We start from the raw sequence: 22,252 nt of genomic DNA, 5'->3' as shown, positions 1-22,252 counted from the left end.
GTCGATATCCTCCTGGGGTAACGTTACCTCGCACCGTAGCAACCGAAACAGGGGCGGCAGTTACGGGCAACATCGCGTCAGCGATGTTTACCGTTGCTTGGCAGTAGAGCTTGGGAGAGGCCTCTAATGCTGATGGTTCGCAAGGCGTTCCGCCGTGGAGCGCTGTGGCTGTTGTGTGGTTGCGTGGGCTGGACTGCAGTGGAGGCAGCACCCGCCAAGGTCGATCCGCCCGGTCCTTATGACGTGCGCGTGCTCGCAGGCGGCGTTGGCTTGAGCAAGACGCTGGCCGCCGATGCACCGATGCTGGCGGCCGACGCAGATTGGAGCGTGTCCGGTTGGGTGCGTCCTGCCATGGACGTGTCCGGTACCGTGCGCGTTGCAGGTCTAGGTGATGCGCACGGCGACGGGCGTTTCTTCGTGATCGACAACGGCCGTCTTGGTTTTGCCCAAGGCGATAGCGTACTGCGCAGCAAACAGGCGCTGCCGGTAGGCAGCTGGACGCAGATTGCAGCGGTGGCGCAAGGTGCACGGCTGACGCTGTATGCCAATGGACGCCAGGTGGCCAGTGGCACGCGCGTGTCACGTGCGGTGGCGCCGGCGCTGGTCTTCGGCCCACGCGTGCTGGCCGATGCCGCGTCGCTGCACTTCGGTGGCGACATCGCCAATTTCACTGTGCGCGCCGGTGCGCTCGATGCAGCCGCTATTGCGCAGCAGGCACGGCACGCGCCGGATGCAGCATTGCAGCGCTTCGAAGATGCATCGCCAGGCTGGCGCGTGCAGACCAAACAAATGGCTGGGCAGCTCGAACCACAGCCGTCCGCCACGCTGCCACGCAGCGCCGCACCGTTCTCCGCACCGGTGGCCAAGCCCGTCACCGATGCGCCCGCATTGCAGCCGCTGGATGCGCTGTCATGGCGCGTGGCCGGCTGGCAGCTGGCCGCTGCGCCTGATCTCGGCACGCGCGGTGGTGCCGAGCTGTCGCGTGGCGCTGCACCTTCCAGTAGCGCATGGCATGTGGCCACCGTGCCGGGCACGGTACTCACCACGCTGGTCGATCGCGGTGTGTATCCAGATCCGGATATCGGCCTCAACAACATGGCCATTCCCGAATCGCTGAGCCGCCAGGACTGGTGGTACCGCAGCACCTTCGAGCTGCCTGCCAGCACGCAGGGCAAGCGCCTGGAACTGGTGTTCAACGGCATCAACTACGCCGGCGAGATCTGGGTCAACGGCGTGCAGGTGGGGCGTACGCGTGGCGCCTTCGCGCGTGGGCAGTTCGATGTCAGCAGCTACCTCACGCCCGGCCGCAATGCGATTGCCGTGCGTGTTTCGCCGCCGCCGCATCCGGGCATTGCGCACGAGCAGTCGATGACCGCCGGTGTCGGCGAGAACGGTGGCATGCAGGCACTGGATGGGCCCACCTTCATTGCCAGCGAAGGCTGGGACTGGATCCCGGCCGTGCGCGACCGCAATGCCGGGCTCTGGCAGGACGTACAGCTGCATGCTACCGGCCCGCTCGCGGTCGGCGATACGCACGTGGTCACCGCCAAGCTGGCGCCCGACCATCGCCGCGCCGAGCTGGAAATTGCCGTGCCATTGCGCAACACCAGCGGCGCTGCGGTGCAGGGCACAGTGCAGCTTGCCTTCGGTGATGTGCGTATCCAGCGTGAGGTCAACGTGCCTGCGGGCGGCACCACGCTCACACTCACTGCCGCCGATACGCCGGAGCTGGTGGTGACCAATCCACGGCTGTGGTGGCCCAACGGGTATGGCGAGCCCTCGCTGTACATCTTGCAGGTCGGTGTCGCAGCGGGCGGTGTGCAGTCGGATCTGCAGCAACTGCGGTTCGGTATTCGCGAGGTCACTTACGAGCTGTCGTTGTTCGACGAACGCGGCGCACTGCGTCGTGTGCTGGTGGATCTCAACCAGGCCCGGCAGCGTGGCGAGCGCATTGTCGATGTGCGGCACGCCGCCATTCGCCCGGTGCCCGGTGGCAATGCGCAATCGCTGTATCCCGGCGCACTCGCGTCGCCAGCGGTGACGCAGCTGGATGACAGTACGTTGGCCCCGCATCTGGTGCTGCGCATCAACGGTGTGCGGATTGCGGTCAAGGGCGGTAATTGGGGTATGGACGATTGGCGCAAGCGCGTCTCACGCGAGCGCCTGGAGCCGTACTTCCGCCTGCAGCGCGATGCGCACTTCAACGTGGTGCGCAATTGGGTGGGGCAGAACACCGAAGCGAGCTTCTTCGACCTGGCCGACGAATACGGCATGTTGGTGTTGAACGACTTCTGGCAATCCACGCAGAACTACAACATGGAGCCGGCCGACGCGGCGCTGTTCCTGGCCAATGCCGCCGAGGTCATCACGCGCTTTCGCAACCATCCTTCAATTGTGCTGTGGTTCGGCCGCAACGAAGGCGTTCCCGCGCCGATCCTCAACGAGGGCCTGGACGCGCTGGTCGCCGCGCTCGATGGCACACGCTGGTACACCGGCAGTTCCAACGAAGTGAATCTGCAAGGCAGCGGCCCGTACAACTACCGCGAGCCGGTGGCGTACTTCAACAAGCTGGCGCAGGGCTTCTCGGTGGAAGTGGGTACACCGTCGTTCTCCACCCTGGAGTCCTTCAAGGCGTCGGTACCTGCGGTGCAGGATCAATGGCCGATCAGTGACAGCTGGGCGTATCACGACTGGCATCAGTCCGGCAACGGCGATACCGCCAGCTTCATGCGCTCGCTCAGCGACAAGCTTGGCGCACCAACCAGTCTGGACGATTTCGAACGCAAGGCGCAGCTGCTCAATTACGAAACCCACCGCGCCATCTTCGAAGGGTTCAACGCGCAGTTGTGGACGAAGAACAGCGGCCGGCTGCTGTGGATGAGTCACCCGGCGTGGCCCAGCAACATGTGGCAGATCTACAGCCACGATTACGACACCCACGCCGCGTACTACGGCGTGCGCAATGCCGCCGAGCCGCTGCACGTGCAGATGAATCTGCCCGGCCACGAAGTCGTGGTGGTCAACAACACGACCACAGCGGTGCGCGGCCTGCGTGTGCGGGCGGAAACCTATGCAGCCGACGGCCGCCTGCTGCAACAACGCGAGCAGACGGTGGATGCAGCAGCGGTGGCGGCGTCTGCACCCGTGCTGCAGCTGGCGCCACTGCTTGCGGACGCAAAGGAACTGGGCTTTGTGCGGCTGCAGTTGCTGGAGCGCGACGGCACGGTGCGCTCGCGTAATTTCTACTGGGTGGCGCGCGATGCCGCTGTCATGCGCGGCTTGGATACATTGGCGCCGGTGCCACTGGAGCTCACTACGCAGCTGCAGTCCGGCGATGCGCCTGTGCTGAATGCCACTGTGCTGAATCCCTCGCAGCACGTGGCCCTGGGCGCCAAGCTCACCTTGGTGGATGCGCAAGGCCAGCGCATCTTGCCGGCCTACTACAGCGACAACTATCTCAATCTTGCGCCTGGCGAGAGTCGCACCGTGGAAATTCGCGGGCCGGCCGAAGCCAGCTTGCGCGCCGCGCGTGTGCAGTTGCGCGGGTGGAATCTTGCACCGTCTTCGGGCACCGCCAGCGGCAGTCCCTAGCGGCGTCCTTGCAGTTGCTATGCCGTGCCCCCGCACGGAGCTCGCACTGGCGCGTTGCATGCGTCGGACACACCGTGCCGCCCCCTGGCGGCACCATTCGAAATGGTCGTGGAGTGTTGTCATCCCTGGGAGGGGCCATGAACAAGTTGCTGTCGAATACACGTCATACACCGCTGGCCGCCGCGCTCGCGGCCGCACTGACCTTGCTGGCTGGTGGCGCGCAAGCGCAGGACGCCAGTGCCGGCGCAGGTGTCACCGAGTTGGACAAGGTCATGGTCAAGGGTGTGCGCGGTGCGCAGGCCGAAGCCATCGAAAACAAGCGCACTGCCGCGCAAATCATCGATTCAATTTCGGCTGAAGACATCGGCAAGCTGCCCGACGTCACCATCACCGATTCGCTGCAGCGCGTCCCCGGCGTGCAGATCCGGCGTTCGGCCGGCGAGGGCTCACAGCTCAATATCCGCGGTATGCCGCAGGTGCAGACCACCATGAATGGCGAGCTGTATCTGAGCGCGGGTGGTGGCGATCAATTCGGCCAACCGAACATCGGCCGCGCACAGCCGGATTTCGTCGACATCCCGCCGACGCTGTTCAGCGGCGTGGACGTGATCAAGTCGCCCACTGCCGCCGATCTGGATGGCGGCATCAGCGGCACGGTCTCGCTGAAGACGCGTCGCCCGTTCGATCTGCCCGAAGGCTGGACCTTCAGCGGTCAGGCCGAAGGTTCCTACGGCGACCGCGTGGAAGAACTCAACGAGTTGTACTCGGGCTTGGCCAGCTTCCGCACCGAACGTTGGGGCGCCCTGCTGGCGGTGTCGTATTCCGATGCCACCCTGGAAAACAAGCACCCCAGCGTGTATTCCAACGGCGCGCAAAAATCCACCGAGCAGAACGTGGGCTTCGACTTCAACGGCGATGGCCGCATCGGCAGCAATACCGATCCGTCCAATCTGCCGCGTGATTATTTCTATAACTGGGTCGCCACCGAACTGGATAACCGCAGCACCGACCGCCAGCGCACCGGCGTCAACGGCTCGTTTCAGTTCAACATCAACGACTCGTGGACGGTGCTGGCCGACGCGGCCTATACCAAGCTCGAAGACCAGGACACCTCGGTGGCCGCGCAGCTGCATACCGGCTGGGCCACCAATCAACTGCAGCCGGGATCGGTGGTCGATTCCAATGGCGTGCTCGAATACGGCCAGTTCCGCTACAACCGCTTCCAGGCGCATTCGATGGCCGGCGTGGCCGATTCGGATTCGCTCAACACCAACCTGGAGCTGCGCTTCGATGACGGCGGCCCGTTCCGTGCGTCGTTCCGCTGGGTGCATGGGGATGCACAGCGCACCTACGACGAAGCACGCGCCGATGCGGTGGTGACACGTGGCGATCAGATCACCCGCGCTGGCGGCGTGACGCAATGGGCAAACGCCAATGGCTTGCCAACCGTGGATGCCTCGGTGGATTTCCGCGGCACCTACCCGGCGGTCAACCTGGGCACCGACGTGTCCAACCCGGACAACTGGCAGCTGATGTCGACCTGGGCGCAGGGCAACAAGATCGAAGCGACCATGGATGCATTCCGCGCCGATGGCACCTTCGAGTTCGACGAAGGTGTGGTGCGCGGCTTCCAATTCGGCATCCGCTATGGCGAGCGCGAGGTCAAGCTGGACACCTATCGCTACCTGTCGCCGGTGTCGACCACATGTGCAGACCCCAACCGCTCGCTGTACTACTTCAAGGACCCGCTGATCTCCGATACCTGTAGCGGCGTGTCCGAAGCGCGCTTGCTGCCGTTCAATTCCATCCCCGGCTACTGGGCGTATTTCAACGACTTCGATCCGCTCAAGGTCACCGGCCTCGGGAGCCAGGGGCTGCCGGCGATCAATCCGCAGGTCATGAAGGACCCGGTGGGGTATCTCAACAGCCTGTATCCGGGCAACGTGGCCTACCAGCAGGCCGCCGATTCGTACAAGGTCACCGAAAAAAGCACGGCGGCGTATTTCCTGGCGAATCTGGAAGGCGGTACCGGCAGTGCGGTGCCGTGGACGGCCAATATCGGCGCACGCATCGTGCAGACCAAGCTGGCGATCGATCAGTATCTGAGCAGCGGCAATGTGTTTATCGGCAATGTCGAATGGAACGGCGTCAGCCCGGCGATCGGCACCAATCGTCTGAATCGCCAATACACCGACGTGCTGCCCACCGCCAACCTGTCGCTGGACATCACCGACGCGCAGAAACTGCGTTTCGCCTACAACAAGGCGGTGGCGCGCCAGGATCTACCCGACCTCGGTCGCGGTCTGGTGAGCTTCTATGCGGTCAATGGCACGCCACCGCGTAACCCCGCGCTGCCCTCCGACGCGGTGCTATTTCTCAATGGCCGTTCCGGCAACCCGGATCTGGACCCGTACCGCGCCACCAACTACAACGCGTCGTGGGAATGGTATTTCTCCGATGCGTCGTTGGTCAGCGTGGGCGCGTTCCTGATCGACGTGAAGTCGTTCCCCACCACGGTGACCGACATCGAGCCGCAGCCCGATGCCGACGGTGTGGTGCGGCTTGGCGGCCCGGTGGAGCGCATCGTCAATGGCGGTGGCGGCAAGATCAAGGGCTTCGAAATCGGCTATCAACAGGCCTTCGATTTCCTGCCCGGCTGGCTGAGCGGTTTCGGCACCAACATCAACTACACCTTCTCCGATGCCGATACCGACAACACCGATATCGAAGGCAACACGCTGCCGATCGGCGACAACTCCAAGCACCAAGCCAATGCAGTGCTGTGGTATCAAAAGGACAAGTTGCAGGCGCGCGTGGCCTACAACTGGCGCAGCAAGCGTTTCAGTCAGGTCAATAGCGGTGCATGGGGCGATGAGTTGGCCATCTGGAACGACGACGTCGGTTATCTGGATGCCTCCTTCAGCTACGACGTCAACGACCACCTGACGCTGTACGCACAGGCCACCAACCTCACCGGCGAGAGCGAGCGGCGCTACGCACAGTGGACCAACCACTACTACGACCAGAACATCTTCGAGCGTCGTTATTACGCTGGCCTGCGTTTGCGTTTCTGATCCGGCTGCACCCCATGCGGCATGGCGCGCATCCGCGTCGTGCCGCATGTTCTTCTAGCGACTCTCCACGCGATCCTTGCGCGTTCTTCCCGTCGCCGTTTTTATGCGGCGCTGCAGTACGCCTGACGGAAACGTCGGGCACCCTCCCATTCGGCCGCATCGTCGGGAAGCGATGTGGCCGTTTTTTGTGCGTGCTGGCACATCCATTTGTGTCGTAATGCCTGGACTGCACCGATGGGTGTAGCGGGTATTCGGATCTGTGTCCGAACGCAATCTTTGGCGATTGCGCCGCTCACAGCTGCGGCGTAGTTTGCGCATGGCGAGCTTGGTCATGCCGCTAGCAAGCACAGCAGTCAATGCTGCTCGCTCACTCGCTCCCTGGAGATCATCCACTCATCACGCAAGTGCCGGAACGCGCTTATCGGCCCGGTACCCTGCCCCTGATACACGCTGAGCGTTATGCGTTTTCGTCTGGATCAAGGCCATCTGGCCTGCCTCCTTGCGTGCGCGTTGCTGATGTCTTGCTCTCGTACACCGTTACGGATGTGCGCTGGCGGAGCGTGTCCGATCGCCTTCCAAGGAGTCTTCGATGGGTGCCTTTACAGGAATGGGAGTAGGCCAATACCACCACGGTCGTGCTGAAAGAACATCCGCAATCCCTGAGAACCAACCACGGAAAAAGGTGAATACCATGCGTTCCAATCAAGGCATCCGTCGCAACATCAAGCGCACACTGGTGTTGTCATTGCTGGTTGCAAACCCTTTGCTGATCGCGGCGGTGTCCGCGCAATCGCATGTCGATAATCCCTTCGTAGGCGCAACCGGCTATGTGAATCCGGATTACGCAAAGAAGGTGGATGCATCGATTGCGAAAGTGAAAGGTGTGCCGCTCAAGGCGAAAATGGGTGTGGTCAAAAACACTCCCACGGCGGTCTGGCTCGATCGCATCGATGCGATTGCCGGCGGCTCAAAGAACGCCGGGCGCCTCGGTTTGCGCGCGCATCTGGACGCGGCGCTGGCGCAAAAGAAGGCCAACACACCCATCACCGCCAGCTTCGTCATTTACGATCTGCCCGGGCGCGACTGCCATGCATTGGCATCCAATGGTGAACTGCCGCTCACTCCTGCAGCGCTGGAGCGCTATAAGAAAGAATACATCGACGTGATTGCCGGCATCTTTGCCGATCCGAAGTACAAGGACATCCGCATCGTCAATGTCATCGAGCCCGATAGCCTGCCCAACCTTGTCACCAACTTGAACGACATGCGCTGCGCATTGGCCAACTCCACCGGCATTTACGAGGCCGGCATCAAGTATGCGATCGACGAGCTGCACGCAATTCCCAATACCTACAATTATCTGGATATCGGCCATTCCGGCTGGTTGGGTTGGGATAGCAATCGCGGCCCGACCATTGCGCTGTACACGCGCGTGGTGCAGGGCACCGCCGCGGGCCTGTCCAGCGTCGATGGCTTTGTGACCAACACGGCCAATACCACGCCGTTGAACGAGCCCAATTTGCCCAGCCCCGACTTGAGCGTGAATGGCCAGCCGATCAAATCGGCCAAGTACTACGAATGGAATCCGTATTTTGACGAGACCGATTTCACCCAGGCGCTGTATAGCGGATTCGTCGGTGCGGGCTGGCCGGGCACGATCGGCTTCATCATCGATACCGGGCGTAATGGCTGGGGCGGGCCGAATCGCCCGGCTGCGGCAGTCGGCAGCGACATCACGACCTATGTGAATTCCGGGCGCGTCGATCGCCGCCTCCACCGTGGCAACTGGTGCAATCAGAGCAACGCCGGGATCGGCATGCCGCCCGCTGCGGCGCCCGGTGCGCATCTGGATGCCTATGCATGGGTCAAGCCACCGGGTGAGTCGGATGGTTCCAGCACGCTGATTCCGAATAATGAAGGCAAGGGCTTCGACCGGATGTGCGACCCCACCTACACCACGGCCGACGGCGTGCTCAGTGGCGCGATGCCGGGTGCGCCCATCTCCGGCGCCTGGTTCCACAACCAGTTCGTTGCCCTGGTCAACAACGCCTATCCGGACATCGCCACCGCCAGCGCTGCATCTGCTGCACTGCCACCGCGCCAAGTACCGGCTGCAACCCGTGGGCTCACCGCTACGGTGGGAGACAGCAACGTCAAGCTGAGCTGGTCGGCCGTCAGCGGCGCAGCCAGCTACACCGTGCAGCGCCGCGCCGGCACCACGGGGGCATTGACGACGGTGAGCAGCAACCTCACCTCCACCACCTATGTAGACCGCGCGGTCGACAATGGTGCCGCGTACACGTACGTGGTGACGGCCAACAACGCGGCAGGTGCGAGTGCGCCATCGGCGATGGTGATCGCGCGGCCGAACAAGTAGCCGTCTTGCTCTTCTCAGTGCAATGAGTTGGTCGCAACGCAGTCTGCGGTGATGGCGGTCGTGAATACGACGGCCGCCATCAGCGAGCCCCGCAGCCGTATACATCGTGTCATGCAGCTGTTTTCGCGCTTTGCCTGCATGGGCGTCGTGCGTCGGTACGAAATTGCGAATTTCGCTCTGATCGTCTGAGCCGGATTGCTGTGCTTCCCATCACCGGCATAGGCCGGTGGCTGCAGTTCGCCCGGTCGCAAGCCCGGGCACCCTCCCATTTGGCCGCATCGGCGGGAAGCGATGCGGCCTTTTTTATGCAGGCGCATTGCGCCGCAGTGACATGCGCGTTGCGATCTGTGCGCGCTTGCAGGGTTTTGCGTTGGAGCAGGGAGTAGGTTCGATCTTGCGAGCTCAACTGTAAATGGCTCGCCGCGCTACCTGTGTTTCCACCTGGTTTCATCCCCCGCAAGGGCAATCCCACCTGAAGGATTTCGCTCATGAAACTGTTGTTTGCCATCAAGCATCGCCTTGCTTCGAACAAGAGCCTGAAGTCGCACGCTTGGTACATCTGGTACTGAACGTGCACCCGCCGCAGAGATGATGCGGCCCGGTGAACCTGCCCGCGCCGGCGATCCCCAGGTTGTTGGACGCGGGCTTTCTTTCGGAGTCATACGATGTCGCACTCGCTTGCCGGCGACATGCGCCGCACCGTGTTTGCCCCGCGGCTACAGGCCTTGCTCGATGCGTACATCGGGCAAGACGTCTTTCGTCTGGAGCCCGACACGGTGGGCGTGGCGGGGCCGGTGCTGACGCATCGCCTGCTCGCTGCACGCCCGGCCTCGGAGACGGAACGACCAACCTTCAAGCCATTGCATGGGCGCTCCATTGCACGCGTCGATGCCTCTCGCCTGATGCAGGCGATTGGTCGCGATGTGCGCGAAGCTTTGAAAATGCCAGCGGTACAAGTCGATCTGTCGGGCAGTTGGCCGCACGTCGGTCACGTGTACCTGCGCGACCTGTTGCTTGGTGGAGATCCGTTGCGCTTGCGCGTGCTGATGGACCGCGTGCTCGAACTCACACCCAAGTTGACCTGGGCGGTGATTGCCGCCGGCGCTGCGTTGCCGTTGACGTTGTCACCAAACTCCTCCTCGTTGGCGCGGGTGACGGCGGCCGCAGGCAGTTATGACGAACGCCGCTACGCCCTGGGCCTGTACCGGCGTACCGCAGCACCGGTGCGCTTTACCATTTCTACTTTGGTAGCCAATGCCATGTGGCTGGGATCGCCGTTCTCAGCGAGCGACAGCAACCGCACTATCATTTACGAAGCGCTGCGGCTGTTGCCGCCATCCTGGAACATCCTGCGCAACGCGTCGCCGGAATATCCCGCCCTGGATCACCGCATCGGTGCGGCCGATGACGTGTTGGTGTTGCCGTTGCTCAGTCACCGCGATCCCGCGCTGTGGGACGCGCCCAATATGTTTCGTCCGGCGCGTTGGGACGCGTTGGATCCAGACCATCACCCGGGCTATTTTCCGTTTGGCCATGCCTCGGAGCGCTGTTGGGGCAGGCACATGGTGATGCCGCTTGCCGAGCGCCTGCTGGAGCTGTTACGCAGCCAGGGCCTGACAGCGGCAACCACCCAGCGTCGCGCCGATGTGCCATTGACTGGGCTTTTAGGTGTTGCGGACGTCACCCTGGTCAGGGCCTAAAACAACGCGATCGCATCGCCGATGCGCAGGGCGTTGTGTTGTTGGGTGATGTGCTCTCATCGCCCGACAGCGTAGTTGAGCCATCACCGCATCACACCACCGGCGCAGCTGTCGAACCGCGTTTCACCAGCGTGTATTTCATCACCTGATGCACGCCCTGCACTGGTGCGCCCTTGCGTCGTTCACGAATGGCGTCGGCCAGCAGCGAGACCGCTGCGCGGCCCATGGCGGTGACCGGTTGATGCACGGTGGTGAGTTCGGGCCAGATGGTGGTGGCCACCGGCGTGTCGTCGAAGCCGGCCACTGACACATCCTCGGGCACGCGCAGGCCCAGCCCGTGCGCGACCGCTACGGTGGCTGCTGCCATGTCGTCGTTGCTGCAGAAGATCGCCGTGGGCGGTGCGGGCTGTGCGAGCAATGCGCGCGCGGCGAGCAGGCCCGAGTGATAGGTGAACAACCCCTCGGCGATTAGCGTCTCATCGATCTCCAGCCCGGCCGCCTGCAGGCTGTCGGCGTAGCCACTGGCACGCAGCGCGCTGGGTGTGTGTTTAGGGTCGCCCTTGATCAAGGCGATGCGGCGATGGCCAAGCGCGATCAGGTGATCGACAAGCGCGCGCGCGGCCTGGTAGTCGTCGATGCGCACCGAGCTGATCTGCGCCATCGGTGCGCCACTGGCCACCGCCACCACCGGGATGCCGCGTGCATCGAGTTCGGCAATGGTCTGGCGCGAATCGCACAACGGCGGCGGCAGGATCACACCGTCCACGCCGGCGGCGAGCAGGCGTTCGGTGGCAGCACGCTGGCTGCGGATGGCGCCGCATTTCTCCACCAGCACCTGGCTGCCATTGAGACTGCTCTGTTCGAGCAGGCCGAGCATGAATTGATTGAGGTACGCCGCACTCGGGTTGCTGTACAGCACGCCGATGCGCAGCAATCCACTGGTGCGCAGCGAGCGGCCGGCCAGATTCGGCCGGTAGCTCAAGGCCTGCACGGAGGCCTCCACCCGCACCCGCATGTCTTCGCCCACATGCGGGTGGCGGTTGATGACGCGCGAGGCCGTCATCGGCGAGACGCCTGCGTGTTCGGCGACATCCAGCAGGGTTGCTGCCGTGGTCGCAGTGCGTTGCCGCTTGGCCGCCATCGTGTGTGCTCGTCCTGGAGTTGAAGCGCACCGCTGGCAGTGCGCCTCAGCTTACTCGTTCGGCGGCTGCACAGACTTTGCGCGGCTGCCGAAATCGCCATCGGCTTCTGCGGCCAGATACGCGAACACGGTATAGGCGGCCACGTTCTGCGCGAGCGCCTTCGGGTCGATCTTGTCCAGGGTGTCGTCTGCGGTGTGGTGCAGATCGAAGTAGTCGGTGCCGTCCTGCGCCAGCCACGCCCAGGCACCGCCTTTGGCAGAGATCGGCCCGACATCCGGGCCAGGGCCGCCCTTGCTGGGCTCATACGCGATGCCCAGCGGCTTCAGCACCTCGGCAATCTGCTGGGTGGCCGCGCGCGATTGTTCCGGCGCCGCCGAACCGGTGTTGAAGGCGTAGATGCGCCCGGCACCGAAGTCGCTTTCAGCGCCGATCTGATGCAGCGCCATGTCCTTGGCGTCCTTGCCATGCGCAACCGCATACGCCTTGCCGCCGTACAGGCCCTGCTCCTCGTTGGCGAAGGCCACCACGCGAATCGTGCGCTTGGGCGCCTGCTTGAGCTGGCCGATCAAATGGCCGGCGGCCATGGTGATCGCCACGCCCGCGCCGTCGTCGATCGCACCTGTGCCCAGGTCCCACGAATCCAGATGCCCGCCGATCACCACCACTTCCTTCGGCTTGCTACGCCCGGTGATTTCGCCGATCACGTTGTACGAAGTGGCTGTGCCATCCCAGCCGCAATCCAGCGCCAGCCGCACGCGGGTGCTACCCAGGGCTGCCAGGCGTGCCAACTGGTTGGCATCGGGCACTGACAATGCCGCTGCGGGTACCGGGGTCAGGCCTTCATCGAAACGGGTGATGCCGGTGTGCGGTACGCGATGGGAGTCGGTGCCGGCCGAGCGCATCACAAAGCCGATGGCGCCTTTGCGGATTGCTTCGGAAGGGCCCTTGCTGCGCACTGCGCCGCCGTTGCCGTAGTCCTTGCCGTCGCGCGCCTTCACCATCTGGTAGTCGACAAAGGCAATCTTGCCGGCCAGGGAACCCGCCGGCGCCGCCTGCAATGCAGCCAGATTCTCGAAGCGCATAATTTCGCCTTCCACGGTGCCGCCCGGGCTACCGCCCAGCGCAGTGATATGCAAGGGCTGCGCATGTGCGCCGATGACGGCGGCCTGCTCGCTGCGGCGCTCCCACTTGGGGAAAGTGACCGGCTCGGTCCAGACCTTGTCAAAGCCCAAGGCCTTGAACTTCGCCTTGGCCCAGGCCACCGCACGCGGATCCGCTTCGCCGCCGGCAATGCGCGGGCCCACTTCGGTGGTCAACGATTCCACCACTGCAAAGCCGGTGCTGTCGGCCAGCGCCTGCTCGCGCAACTGCGCGGCGGTGCGCAATGCGCTATCGGGAATGCTGGTGGGCGCGGCAAGCGCCGCGGAGGTGGCAAGCAGGGCGGAGATGGCGACAGCGAGGCGACGCATGCAGGGCGGCTCCAACGACAAGGGGGACCCCGAGCTTATCAGCGCGAGGTCCCCCGTCTGCGTGCGAAAAGTCATCCTTGCGTGCGAAGTGCGCGCAAGGATGTGGCCGCTTGCTTACGGCACGGTCGGATTCTTGAGCGTGTCGTTCTTGAGCGAGTCGCGGATCTCGCGCAGCAGCAGCACTTCTTCGCTCGGGCCCTTGGGAGCATCCGGCTTGCGCTGGCTGAGGCGGTTGATCAGCTTGACCACCAGGAAGATCGCAAAGGCAATGATCACGAACTGCACGACGGTGTTGATGAAGTCACCGTAGCCGATCACCACGGCAGGAATTTCCTTGCCGGTGGCATCCACGCCCGCCGGCTTGAGCACCCACGCCAGCCGCGAAAAATCCACGTTGCCGATGGCCCAGCCGATCGGCGGCATGATGATCTTTTCCACCAGCGCGGTGACGATCTTGCCGAACGCCGCGCCGATCACCACACCGACCGCCAGGTCGATGACATTGCCACGCATCGCGAATTGCTTGAATTCGCTGACCATTCCCATAGTGCACTCCAGATGGGGACGCGGACCCACTGCCGCTGCAGCGATCGTAGCCCGGCTGATGTCAGCCCGCGATGATGCCGTGGCGTTCGGCCACATTTTCCAGGCGCGCACTGAATTGATCGCCCGGCAGCAACGGGCCGACGCCGGCCGGCGTGCCCATGAAGATCAGATCGCCCGCGCGCAATGCATAGAGCTTGGACAGCTCGTGCAGGATCTCCGGCACATTCCAGATCATCTGGTCCAGCAACGATTGCTGGCGCACTTCGCCGTTGACTTCCAGCGACAGGTTCAATGCATCCAGTGCACCCACTTCGCCGGCATGCACCAGCTCGCTGATCGGTGCGGAATGATCGAAGCCCTTGGCGATGTCCCAGGGCAGGCCCTTGGCCTTGGCCGCGGCCTGCAGATCACGACGGGTCAGGTCCAGGCCCACGCCGTAGCCATAGATCAGGGCCTCGGCCTGGTCCACAGGCAGTTCACCGGCGGGTGCATCGCTGCCCAAGGCCACCACCAGCTCCACCTCGTGGTGCAGCTCCTTGGTGCCGGGCGGGTAGGGGATGTGGTCGCCATGACCCACCACGATGGCGTCGGCCGGTTTCATGAAGAACGTGGGCTGGCCACGTTCGGCCTTGGACGCTGGCGCGGTGGCACCCATTTCGCGGGCGTGATCGGCAAAGTTGCGGCCAACGCAATAGATGCGGTGCACCGGAAAACTACCGCCACCCACCACCGGAATGCGCGGGACATCGGCAGCGGGAATCACATCGTGGGTCATGCACGCATCCTCAAAGACAGGACGCGTGAGTCTAGCTGCTTGGCGGTGCAGGCGAAAACAACGCGCGCCTCAGGCGCGCTGCAACGTGCGGCTCAGTGCGAGAGCGGCAGAGCCGGCTTGCGCACCACGTGGTACTCGGCCTCCACCACGCGGGCGTGCTGCGGCGCGCGGCGGTTGGACTTGCTCAACAATTTCCAGGCCACGCCACCAAGGATCATCGCAGCGCCCACGAACACGCTGAAGAAGATCAGCACGGCCAGGATAGCCAGGCCGGCGAGGCCAGCGGCAACGCGCACCAACGGGTGACGCGGCTTGCGCGGCGCAAACAGGTGGTGGAGGTTGCCGAATTGGAAGATGCGTGCGGGCATGGCGGTGGGCTGCCGGAGGAAACGAGGGGGCAGTATCGTTGCGGTTTCATGTCATTGAGTGAAAAGTTCGTTAAATCGAGTGCCGTTTTGTTAAGCCCATCACATCGGTTGTGTTGGGAACCACGCGCTTCGCGTGTCGTTGTTGGGCTTGCGGTTGTGTCTGCTAATTGCGATCGCTTGGCTGGGATCGGCTAGTTGCAGCTGGTCGCAGAAGATGCAGCGTGTAGTGGGAAAGTCGCCGTGCGGCCTGTCTGATAGCCAGGCGCGTTGGTTGGTAGGTCTGCGCGATGGCAAAGCCGTGCCGAGCCGAAGTTGCGCGGACGCCGCCGCGTTGAAATGGCGCAAGGCGCCTGGGCGCAGTCTCCATGGAGCGGCATGGCACAATCAGGTCTGTTCGCAGCGATCGATTCCATGTCGTCACTACCGCCCACCGCGCCAATTCCGTTGGCGCAGATTCCCGATGCCGGATTTTTAGAAGTCGAAGCGCTGTGGGATGGCGGGCCGGAATCGGTGGTGTTGTACCGCGAGGGTGCACAGGTCCGCGCCTGGTTGAACGTGTGCCCGCACGCTGGCCGCCGGCTGGATTGGGCGCCCGGCCAGTTTCTCAAGACCAAGGAAGGCCAGTTGGTGTGCGCCGCGCACGGCGCGGCGTTCGAGCTGGATGCCGGCGAGTGCGTCAGCGGGCCGTGTCGCGGTCAATCGCTGGTGGCGGTGCCGGTGCGCATCGATGGCGAGCAGGTGCTGCTGGGGTGAGCTGGCCTGGGCCTAGATGGGCCTCATGGGGCATCGCGAGAGCAGTGGTCGCTATGCTGCAGACCGCACGTTTCAAGACTGTTGGACTGCAAGACTGCTGGAGGTAGTGCGCGCAGTGCACCGGCATCCGCCGAGCACTGCCAGTGCCAGTCACGACTATCCGCGTGTTGCGATGCCGCCGCCGGTCAGATGCTCACTGTAAAGAGTGCCCATTGATCGCAGCGCCACTGCAATGGATTGCATGCATCGACCGCAGCGCACCGCACGTATTCGAAAGTCGGCACGACGGCGCGCCATCACTCAGCGCAGAGGCAGCAACGCTTCGCGCTACCGCCACAACGCGCTCAGCGCGCCGCCCACCAGAACATCAGGTTGATCATCGTCACCATCACCACGATGTAGATCAGTGACAGCGGAGCGCCCACGCGCCACAGCTCGCGCGGCTGGTAGTTGGCTGGTCCGGTCACCATCGAGATCACCGGGTTGGAGGCGGTCATCAGGTTGTTGGATGCCGACAACGCCACGATCAAGGCGAACGCCGTGGGGTTGCCGTTGGCCGCGAGCGCCAGGTTGACCGCGATCGGCACCATCACGATGGTCGCGCCGACATGGCTGATCACCAGCGAAAAAGCTGTCGTCAACAAGGCCAGGCTGATCTCCAGCGCCCACACCGGCATGCCTTCCGGCAGGCGGTCGATGGTGTGGCCGGCCACCCACGCCGCGGTGCCGCTGCTGTCCATCGCCCAGCCGAGCGGAATCAGCCCGGCCATCATGAAGATGGTCTTCCAGTTGATCGAGGCATACGCCTCGTCCATGCGCAGCACGCCGGTCACCAGCATGCAGGCCACGCCGGTCATCAGGGTCAGTGCCACCGGCAACTTGGAGGTCAGCGCAATCAGGATGGTGAAGGCGAAGATCGCCATAGCGATCTTGAACTTATGCGGGCGCTGTTCGCCCTTCGGGAAGTCGGTGACCGGCACAAAGTCGCGGCTTTCCGCGGCCTGCGCCAGATCCTGCCAGATACTGTGGAACACCAGCATGTCGCCGGCGCGCAGTGCCACGTTGCGCACGTCCTCGCGAATGACCTGCTTGTCGCGGTTGATCGCCAGCAGGCTGATGCCGCTTTGCTTGCGCAGCCGCAGCTCGGCGGCGTTCTTGCCGATCAGGCGCGAGTTGGGCGGAATCACCGCCTCGGAAATGCCAGCCAGGCTTGGGTTGAACAGATCGCCCAGGTTGCGCAGGCGCGAGGACATGCGCAGGAAATGGTTCTGCGCAAAGTCGGTCACGTCCTGGCGCTTGCCCATCGCACCCAGCACGCTGCCGACCCAGATGCGCATGTCGGCCGGCGGGGCCAGGCGGGTGTCGTTGCCGGTCTTCAGCGCCAACAGCAGCGGCGCATCGTGAATGGCTTCGGCCTCGCCCAGGGTCATGCCCACCAGTGGGCTTTCGGCGGTGACGGTGAGCTCGAACACATCGCCGTCGATGCCGTAGGTCTTGGCGAAATAGCTCTCGGTGCGCGAAGGCGTGACGCCCTCGTTGATCAGGCGCTCTTCCTCGATCAACTTGCGGTCGCCGTAAAACCGGAAATACAGCAAGGCGGCCACCAGCAGTGCCAGACCGATCGGCAGCGGCGCAAACATGGTCAACGGCTCGATGCTGGCCATGCCCGAGGGCAGGTTGTTGTTGGCCGACACCAACAAATCGTTGAGCAGGATCAGCGGCGAATTGCCCACCATGGTGAGCGCACCGCCCATCACGATCGCCGCGGCGATCGGCAACAGCATGCGTTGCAAGGTGAGCCCGGTGCGTGCGGCCAGCCGCGAGGCGACCGGCAGGTACAGCGCCATCACCGAGGGGTTCTGCATGAAGGACGAATTCAGGCCGGAGATGCCCAGCGTCATCATCATCAGCCGCTGCTCGCTGCCGTGCGAGCGCCGCAGCAACCAGGTGGCCAGGCGGTTCAAGGCGCCGGTGCGCTCCAGTCCCGCGCCCAGGATGGTGGTGGCGATGATGCTCATCACCGCGTTACCGGAGAAGCCGCCGAACAGTTCCTCCGGCGCCACCAGCCCGGTGACGCCCAATACCACCAACACGATCAACGCCACCACGTCGGCGCGGATGCGCTCGAATAGGAACATCGCCATCGTAAAGCCGACCAGCCCGAGGACGAGCTTCATGTCGTTGGTCAGCGTTAGCGCGGTGTCCATGAGGTGCCGGGAATGGGGAGTCGGGAATAGGGAATGGCAAGAACGGATGGCGCTGACGCGTGCAGGTTATCCGGGCGCCGCTGGCGCCTGCCCTGGCGATTCCCGATTCTCCATTCCCGATTCCCGGTCATACAGCAAATCCCACACGCCATGGCCCAGCTTCTGGCCGCGGGTCTCGAAGTGGGTTTGTGGGCGCCAGGCGGGGCGTGCGACGTGGCCGCGTGGGCCGGCGCGATTCGCCAGGCCTTTGGTGGCGTCAAGCACGTCCCACATCTGTTCGGCGTAGTCGGCCCAGTCGGTGGCTGCGTGCAAGCGGCCGCCATCGCGCAGCTTGCGCACCAGCAGCTGCGCAAACGCCGGCTGCACCAGGCGGCGCTTGTTGTGGCGCTTCTTGTGCCATGGGTCCGGGAAGTAGATGCGTACTTCGTCCAGCGCGCCATCGGCGATCTCGCGCTCGAGCACTTCCACTGCATCGTGGTGATACAGGCGCACATGCGTGGCGCCGTCATCGTCCAGCGCATTGAGCAGCCGCCCGACACCGGGGGCATGCACCTCGATGCCGATGTAGTCGCGCGCAGGGTCGTGCTGGGCTGCGAAGCGCAAGGCCGCACCATTGCCGAAACCGATCTCCAGCACCTTGGGTGCGGGGCGGCCGAACACGGCGTCCAGGTCACGCGGGGTGCCGGTGTAGTCCAGACCGAAGCGCGGCCACAGCTCGTCGAACGCACGCTGCTGCGCCGGCGTAAAGCGGCCCTGGCGCAACACGAAGCTGCGCACCTGGCGGCGGCCCTCTTCGATGGTGAAGGGCTTGGGCGGCATCTTTGCGCCGTCGCTGGTGAAAGGATCAGTCATGAAAAATCAGCCATCGGCAAACAACGCCCTGTCCCGCCGGAAGAGGGGGGTGAGTAAAGGAAAAATGCAAGCCAAGCAGGCGTCGCGCCGCAGCCCGCGCCAGGCGCAGGCCGCGCATGCAAGTCCATCTCGGCGCGCCTGCTCATCCGATCACGCCATCGACCGGGCTCGATGCCGAGGCGTAGCGCTTGCGCGGAATCCGGCCAGCCAGGAATGCCTCGCGGCCGGCTTCGATCGCCTTGCGCATCGCGCTGGCCATCAGGATCGGGTCGCGTGCACCGGCAATGGCGGTGTTCATCAGCACGCCGTCGCAGCCCAGTTCCATCGCAATGGCGGCATCGGAGGCGGTGCCCACGCCGGCGTCGACGATGATCGGCACCTTGGCGTTTTCGATGATTTCCAGCAGGTTGTACTTGTTCTGGATGCCCAGGCCCGAGCCGATCGGCGCGGCCAGCGGCATCACCGCCACGCAGCCGATCTCTTCCAGCCGCTTGGCCAGGATCGGGTCATCGGAGGTGTACACCATGACCTCGAAGCCGTCGGCGACCAGTTGTTCGGCGGCCTTAAGCGTCTGCACCACGTCCGGATAGAGCGTGCGCTCGTCGCCCAGCACTTCCAGCTTGGTGAGGTTGTGGCCATCCAGCAGCTCGCGGGCCAGCCGGCAGGTGCGCACCGCATCTTCGGCGGTGTAGCAGCCGGCGGTGTTGGGCAGCAGGGTGTAGCGGTCCGGCGGCAGCACGTCGAGCAGGCTGGGCGCGTTTGGGTCCTGGCCAATGTTCACCCGGCGAATGGCCACGGTGACGATCTGCGCGGCAGCGGCCTCGGTGGCCAGGCGGGTTTCGTCCAGGTCCTTGAACTTGCCGGTGCCGGTCAGCAGGCGCGAACGGTAGGGCTTGCCGGCGATCACCAGCGCATCGGAGGGGGCGGAAAGTGTCATGCGGCGATTATCACCGATCGAGCGTGGATGCGCCGGCCATCACCGCGATCAACCGCCGCCCAGTGCATGCACGATTTCCACCAGGTCGCCCTCGCGCAGCGCATGGGTGGCGTGCAAACCGCGCGAAACGATTTCGCCATTGACCTCCACCGCAACGCGGCGCTGCGACAGACCTTCAAGTTCCAGCAGCGCGGACAACAACATGTTGTCGGGAAGCGTGCGTGGAGTGCCGTTGAGTTGAATGTTCATGTCATCATTGTTGCATCGCGTGCCGCCAGGGCGCGCGTTTTGCGTTATGCGGCAATGCAGCGTGAGCGTGGACGGCGAGGGTGAAACGATGTGCCATTCGCCGGCGTACGTATGCAGGCCGGTCCGGTTCCACTCTACCTTGAGCAGGCATTCCCATGGCTTCAACCCTTCGCCCGATCCGTTCCCTGATGGCCGTGGCCATCGCGCTGGCGGCCAGCCCGGCCATGGCCGACTCGGCCTTCGATCAAACCGTGTTCTTCGGTGACAGCCTCACCGACAGCGGTTACTACAACCCTCTGCTGCCGGCCGCCTCGCGCGCGGTCACCGGCAAGTTCACCACCAACCCGGGCTGGGTGTGGGCCGAATACGTGGGCGACCACTTCGGCACCAATGCAGCGCCCAACGGCAATGGCCAGACCGGCGACAACTACGCTGCCGGCGGCGCGCGCATCCAGGCCAGTTCGGTCAGCGCGCTCGGCGCAGCACCGTCGGTGACCAGCCAGGTCAATACCTATCTGGCGGCCAACGGCGGCCAGGCCAACCCGAATGCGCTGTACACCGTGTGGGGCGGCGCCAATGACCTGCTCGCCGCGGCCACCGCTCCTGCCCAGGCGCAGGCCATCATCGGCAGCGCCGTGACCGCCCAGGTGGGCGCGGTTGGCGCGCTGCAGGCGGCCGGCGCGCGTTATGTGATGGTGCCGACGATTCCGGATGTGGGCATTACCCCGCGCTTCCGCGCCGGCGGTGCCGCCGCCATGGCGCAGGGCACGGCCGCTGCCACCGCCTACAACACCGCACTGTTCAACGGCCTGCAGTCGGCCGGCCTGCGGGTGATCCCGGTCGATACCTTCCACATCCTGCAGGAAGTGGTTGCCGACCCGGGCACCTATGGTTTCAGCAACGTCACCGGTACCGCCTGCAACCCGGCGCTCGCGCTGCCGGCCTGCAACCCCACCAGCCTGGTCGCCGCGAACGCGCCCAACACCTATGTGTTCGCCGACGGCATCCACCCCACCACGGCCACCCACCAGATCCTGGGCCAGTACGCCATCTCGCTGTTGGAAGCGCCGCGCCTGCAGCAGGTGCTGACGCGCTCCGCCCAGGCCGGCGGCCGCGCACGTGCCGACCAGGTGGCCTGGCACCTCGACGGCAAGCCCGAGGCCGATGGCCTGCGTTGGTGGGGGAGCGTGCGTGGCGACATTCAGCGCTATGACGATGCGGACCTGTACGACGGCATGGCGCCGGCCGGCCTGTTCGGCGTGGATTGGACCGCCGGCGACCTGGTGTTCGGCGGCTTTGCCGGCTTCGGCCGCATGGATGCCGACTTCGGCAACCGCAACGGCAGCTTCAAGCAGGATGACACCACCCTGGGCGGCTTCGTCGGCTGGTACACCGGCCCGGTCTGGGTCAACGCCCAGGTCAGCTACAGCTGGCTGAGCTACGACGTGGACCGCGAAGTCCAGCTGGGGCCGGCCACCCGCGTGCACAGCGGCTCGCCGGACGGCAGTAACCTCACTGCCGCGGTCAATGCCGGCTATTCGCTAGGCGAAGGCAACGTCAAGTACGGCCCGGTGGTCGGCCTGGCCTGGCAGAAGCTCAAGCTCGACGGCTACACCGAAAGCAACGAAAGCTCCACCGCGCTGGGCTATGCCGACCAGGATATTGACTCGCTGGTGGGCCGCATCGGCTTCCAGGTGCGCCTGGATGGCGCGCCGGTCAAGCCGTACCTGCAGGCCACCTACGACCACGAGTTCAAGGACGGCACCGAAGCCAGCGCCTGGCTGCAGTCGATGCCGGAAGTGGGCATGTACACCGTCCCGGGCCAGAACTTCGACCGCAACTACGCGACCGTTGTGCTGGGCGCCCGCACCGGCATCTGGGGCCTGCAGAGCAACATCGGCCTGAGCACCACCACCGCCCAGCGCAGCGCCCGCGACGCCACCGTGTTCGTGAACTTCAGCGGCAACTTCTGACCGTACCCGCTGCACCCGCAGCGTCAAGGCTGTCTACGACAAGGGCCGGGTAACCGGCCCTTGTCATGTGCGCCACGCATTGCGCCCAAGGCCTGCCGGCGCATAAACTCTGCCCACGCCACGCGGGCGTAGCTCAATGGTAGAGCTGTAGCTTCCCAAGCTACTGACGTGGGTTCGATTCCCATCGCCCGCTCCAGAGCTTCCGCCAAGTCTCTAAACGATTGACTGGGCTAGAAATT

16 protein-coding genes and 1 tRNA gene are annotated in these 22,252 nt (G+C 64.3%); 8 read left to right on the top strand and 9 right to left on the bottom strand.

Annotated features, from left to right (window positions below):
- Window positions 1-126: 126 nt before the first annotated feature.
- From ACCQ01_RS17480 to ACCQ01_RS17460, 5 genes are all read left to right on the top strand, one after another.
- A complete protein-coding gene (locus tag ACCQ01_RS17480) occupies window positions 127-3,591 on the top strand; it encodes a glycosyl hydrolase 2 galactose-binding domain-containing protein (protein ID WP_228431057.1) in 3,465 nt (1,154 codons plus the stop codon).
- Between the two features lie 137 nt (window positions 3,592-3,728).
- Entirely contained in the window at window positions 3,729-6,665 is a 2,937-nt protein-coding gene (locus tag ACCQ01_RS17475) for a TonB-dependent receptor (RefSeq protein WP_228431054.1), read from the top strand.
- Between the two features lie 745 nt (window positions 6,666-7,410).
- A complete protein-coding gene (locus ACCQ01_RS17470; protein WP_372358904.1) occupies window positions 7,411-9,042 on the top strand; it encodes a glycoside hydrolase family 6 protein in 1,632 nt (543 codons plus the stop codon).
- A gap of 488 nt (window positions 9,043-9,530) precedes the next feature.
- Window positions 9,531-9,611, top strand: coding sequence for a tryptorubin family RiPP precursor (locus ACCQ01_RS17465; protein ID WP_216594067.1), 81 nt, complete (start codon window positions 9,531-9,533; stop codon window positions 9,609-9,611).
- A 96-nt stretch (window positions 9,612-9,707) separates the two neighbouring features.
- The gene (locus tag ACCQ01_RS17460) at window positions 9,708-10,742 is read left to right on the top strand and encodes a cytochrome P450 (protein WP_228431050.1); all 1,035 of its coding nucleotides are present in this window, start codon (window positions 9,708-9,710) and stop codon (window positions 10,740-10,742) included.
- A gap of 91 nt (window positions 10,743-10,833) precedes the next feature.
- Here ACCQ01_RS17460 and ACCQ01_RS17455 read toward each other — a convergent pair whose 3' ends face one another.
- The 5 genes from ACCQ01_RS17455 to ACCQ01_RS17435 all read right to left on the bottom strand — a co-directional run bounded on the left by ACCQ01_RS17455 (window position 10,834) and on the right by ACCQ01_RS17435 (window position 15,042).
- The gene (locus ACCQ01_RS17455; protein ID WP_228431048.1) at window positions 10,834-11,883 is read right to left on the bottom strand and encodes a LacI family DNA-binding transcriptional regulator; all 1,050 of its coding nucleotides are present in this window, start codon (window positions 11,881-11,883) and stop codon (window positions 10,834-10,836) included.
- Window positions 11,884-11,934: 51 nt separating this feature from the next.
- A complete protein-coding gene (locus ACCQ01_RS17450) occupies window positions 11,935-13,353 on the bottom strand; it encodes a M20/M25/M40 family metallo-hydrolase (protein ID WP_228431046.1) in 1,419 nt (472 codons plus the stop codon).
- Between the two features lie 114 nt (window positions 13,354-13,467).
- Window positions 13,468-13,899 carry a large-conductance mechanosensitive channel protein MscL gene (gene mscL, locus ACCQ01_RS17445; RefSeq protein ID WP_011038263.1) on the bottom strand — a complete coding sequence of 144 codons (432 nt, stop codon included), beginning with the start codon at window positions 13,897-13,899 and terminating at the stop codon, window positions 13,468-13,470.
- A gap of 61 nt (window positions 13,900-13,960) precedes the next feature.
- Window positions 13,961-14,674: a fumarylacetoacetate hydrolase family protein gene (locus ACCQ01_RS17440; RefSeq protein WP_014508750.1), complete on the bottom strand. Its 714-nt coding sequence runs from the start codon at window positions 14,672-14,674 to the stop codon at window positions 13,961-13,963.
- 92 nt (window positions 14,675-14,766) lie between these two features.
- Window positions 14,767-15,042 (bottom strand): hypothetical protein, encoded by a 276-nt coding sequence (locus tag ACCQ01_RS17435; protein ID WP_011038261.1) that lies wholly within the window; start codon window positions 15,040-15,042, stop codon window positions 14,767-14,769.
- A 411-nt stretch (window positions 15,043-15,453) separates the two neighbouring features.
- On the opposite strand from ACCQ01_RS17435, the gene ACCQ01_RS17430 reads away from it, so the two are divergent.
- A complete protein-coding gene (locus ACCQ01_RS17430) occupies window positions 15,454-15,795 on the top strand; it encodes a Rieske (2Fe-2S) protein (RefSeq protein WP_050912565.1) in 342 nt (113 codons plus the stop codon).
- A 344-nt stretch (window positions 15,796-16,139) separates the two neighbouring features.
- On the opposite strand, the gene ACCQ01_RS17425 is transcribed toward ACCQ01_RS17430, so the two are convergent.
- The 4 genes from ACCQ01_RS17425 to thiS all read right to left on the bottom strand — a co-directional run bounded on the left by ACCQ01_RS17425 (window position 16,140) and on the right by thiS (window position 20,040).
- A complete protein-coding gene (locus ACCQ01_RS17425; protein ID WP_011038259.1) occupies window positions 16,140-18,002 on the bottom strand; it encodes an SLC13 family permease in 1,863 nt (620 codons plus the stop codon).
- 66 nt (window positions 18,003-18,068) lie between these two features.
- On the bottom strand, window positions 18,069-18,854 hold the full coding sequence (trmB, locus tag ACCQ01_RS17420) for a tRNA (guanosine(46)-N7)-methyltransferase TrmB (RefSeq protein WP_228431044.1): 786 nt from the start codon (window positions 18,852-18,854) through the stop codon (window positions 18,069-18,071).
- Window positions 18,855-18,996: 142 nt separating this feature from the next.
- Window positions 18,997-19,791, bottom strand: coding sequence for a thiazole synthase (locus ACCQ01_RS17415; RefSeq protein ID WP_011038257.1), 795 nt, complete (start codon window positions 19,789-19,791; stop codon window positions 18,997-18,999).
- A gap of 48 nt (window positions 19,792-19,839) precedes the next feature.
- Window positions 19,840-20,040 carry a sulfur carrier protein ThiS gene (gene thiS, locus ACCQ01_RS17410; protein ID WP_228431042.1) on the bottom strand — a complete coding sequence of 67 codons (201 nt, stop codon included), beginning with the start codon at window positions 20,038-20,040 and terminating at the stop codon, window positions 19,840-19,842.
- 188 nt (window positions 20,041-20,228) lie between these two features.
- Here thiS and ACCQ01_RS17405 point away from each other — a divergent pair, with 188 nt between their 5' ends.
- Both ACCQ01_RS17405 and ACCQ01_RS17400 read left to right on the top strand, forming a co-directional pair.
- Window positions 20,229-22,013 (top strand): autotransporter outer membrane beta-barrel domain-containing protein, encoded by a 1,785-nt coding sequence (locus ACCQ01_RS17405; RefSeq protein WP_228431419.1) that lies wholly within the window; start codon window positions 20,229-20,231, stop codon window positions 22,011-22,013.
- Window positions 22,014-22,135: 122 nt separating this feature from the next.
- Window positions 22,136-22,209: transfer RNA gene (locus ACCQ01_RS17400), tRNA-Gly, on the top strand.
- Window positions 22,210-22,252 lie beyond the last annotated feature (43 nt).

The sequence above is a fragment of the Xanthomonas sp. NCPPB 4037 genome, from assembly GCF_041475695.2.
Lineage (GTDB): Bacteria > Pseudomonadota > Gammaproteobacteria > Xanthomonadales > Xanthomonadaceae > Xanthomonas > Xanthomonas campestris.
Note: the sequence above shows the minus strand (reverse complement) of the source record. Positions and strands in the feature narration are given on the sequence as shown.

Excerpts from the sequence above, each read along its gene's own strand:
- ACCQ01_RS17480 (WP_228431057.1), top strand. The coding sequence starts at position 127 with ATGCTGATGGTTCGCAAGGCGTTCCGCCGTGGAGCGCTGTGGCTGTTG.
- ACCQ01_RS17475 (WP_228431054.1), top strand. The coding sequence starts at position 3,729 with ATGAACAAGTTGCTGTCGAATACACGTCATACACCGCTGGCCGCCGCG.
- ACCQ01_RS17465 (WP_216594067.1), top strand. The coding sequence starts at position 9,531 with ATGAAACTGTTGTTTGCCATCAAGCATCGCCTTGCTTCGAACAAGAGC.
- ACCQ01_RS17460 (WP_228431050.1), top strand. The coding sequence starts at position 9,708 with ATGTCGCACTCGCTTGCCGGCGACATGCGCCGCACCGTGTTTGCCCCG.
- ACCQ01_RS17455 (WP_228431048.1), bottom strand. The coding sequence starts at position 11,883 with ATGGCGGCCAAGCGGCAACGCACTGCGACCACGGCAGCAACCCTGCTG.
- ACCQ01_RS17450 (WP_228431046.1), bottom strand. The coding sequence starts at position 13,353 with ATGCGTCGCCTCGCTGTCGCCATCTCCGCCCTGCTTGCCACCTCCGCG.
- mscL (WP_011038263.1), bottom strand. The coding sequence starts at position 13,899 with ATGGGAATGGTCAGCGAATTCAAGCAATTCGCGATGCGTGGCAATGTC.
- ACCQ01_RS17440 (WP_014508750.1), bottom strand. The coding sequence starts at position 14,674 with ATGACCCACGATGTGATTCCCGCTGCCGATGTCCCGCGCATTCCGGTG.
- ACCQ01_RS17435 (WP_011038261.1), bottom strand. The coding sequence starts at position 15,042 with ATGCCCGCACGCATCTTCCAATTCGGCAACCTCCACCACCTGTTTGCG.
- ACCQ01_RS17430 (WP_050912565.1), top strand. The coding sequence starts at position 15,454 with ATGTCGTCACTACCGCCCACCGCGCCAATTCCGTTGGCGCAGATTCCC.
- ACCQ01_RS17425 (WP_011038259.1), bottom strand. The coding sequence starts at position 18,002 with ATGGACACCGCGCTAACGCTGACCAACGACATGAAGCTCGTCCTCGGG.
- trmB (WP_228431044.1), bottom strand. The coding sequence starts at position 18,854 with ATGACTGATCCTTTCACCAGCGACGGCGCAAAGATGCCGCCCAAGCCC.
- ACCQ01_RS17415 (WP_011038257.1), bottom strand. The coding sequence starts at position 19,791 with ATGACACTTTCCGCCCCCTCCGATGCGCTGGTGATCGCCGGCAAGCCC.
- thiS (WP_228431042.1), bottom strand. The coding sequence starts at position 20,040 with ATGAACATTCAACTCAACGGCACTCCACGCACGCTTCCCGACAACATG.
- ACCQ01_RS17405 (WP_228431419.1), top strand. The coding sequence starts at position 20,229 with ATGGCCGTGGCCATCGCGCTGGCGGCCAGCCCGGCCATGGCCGACTCG.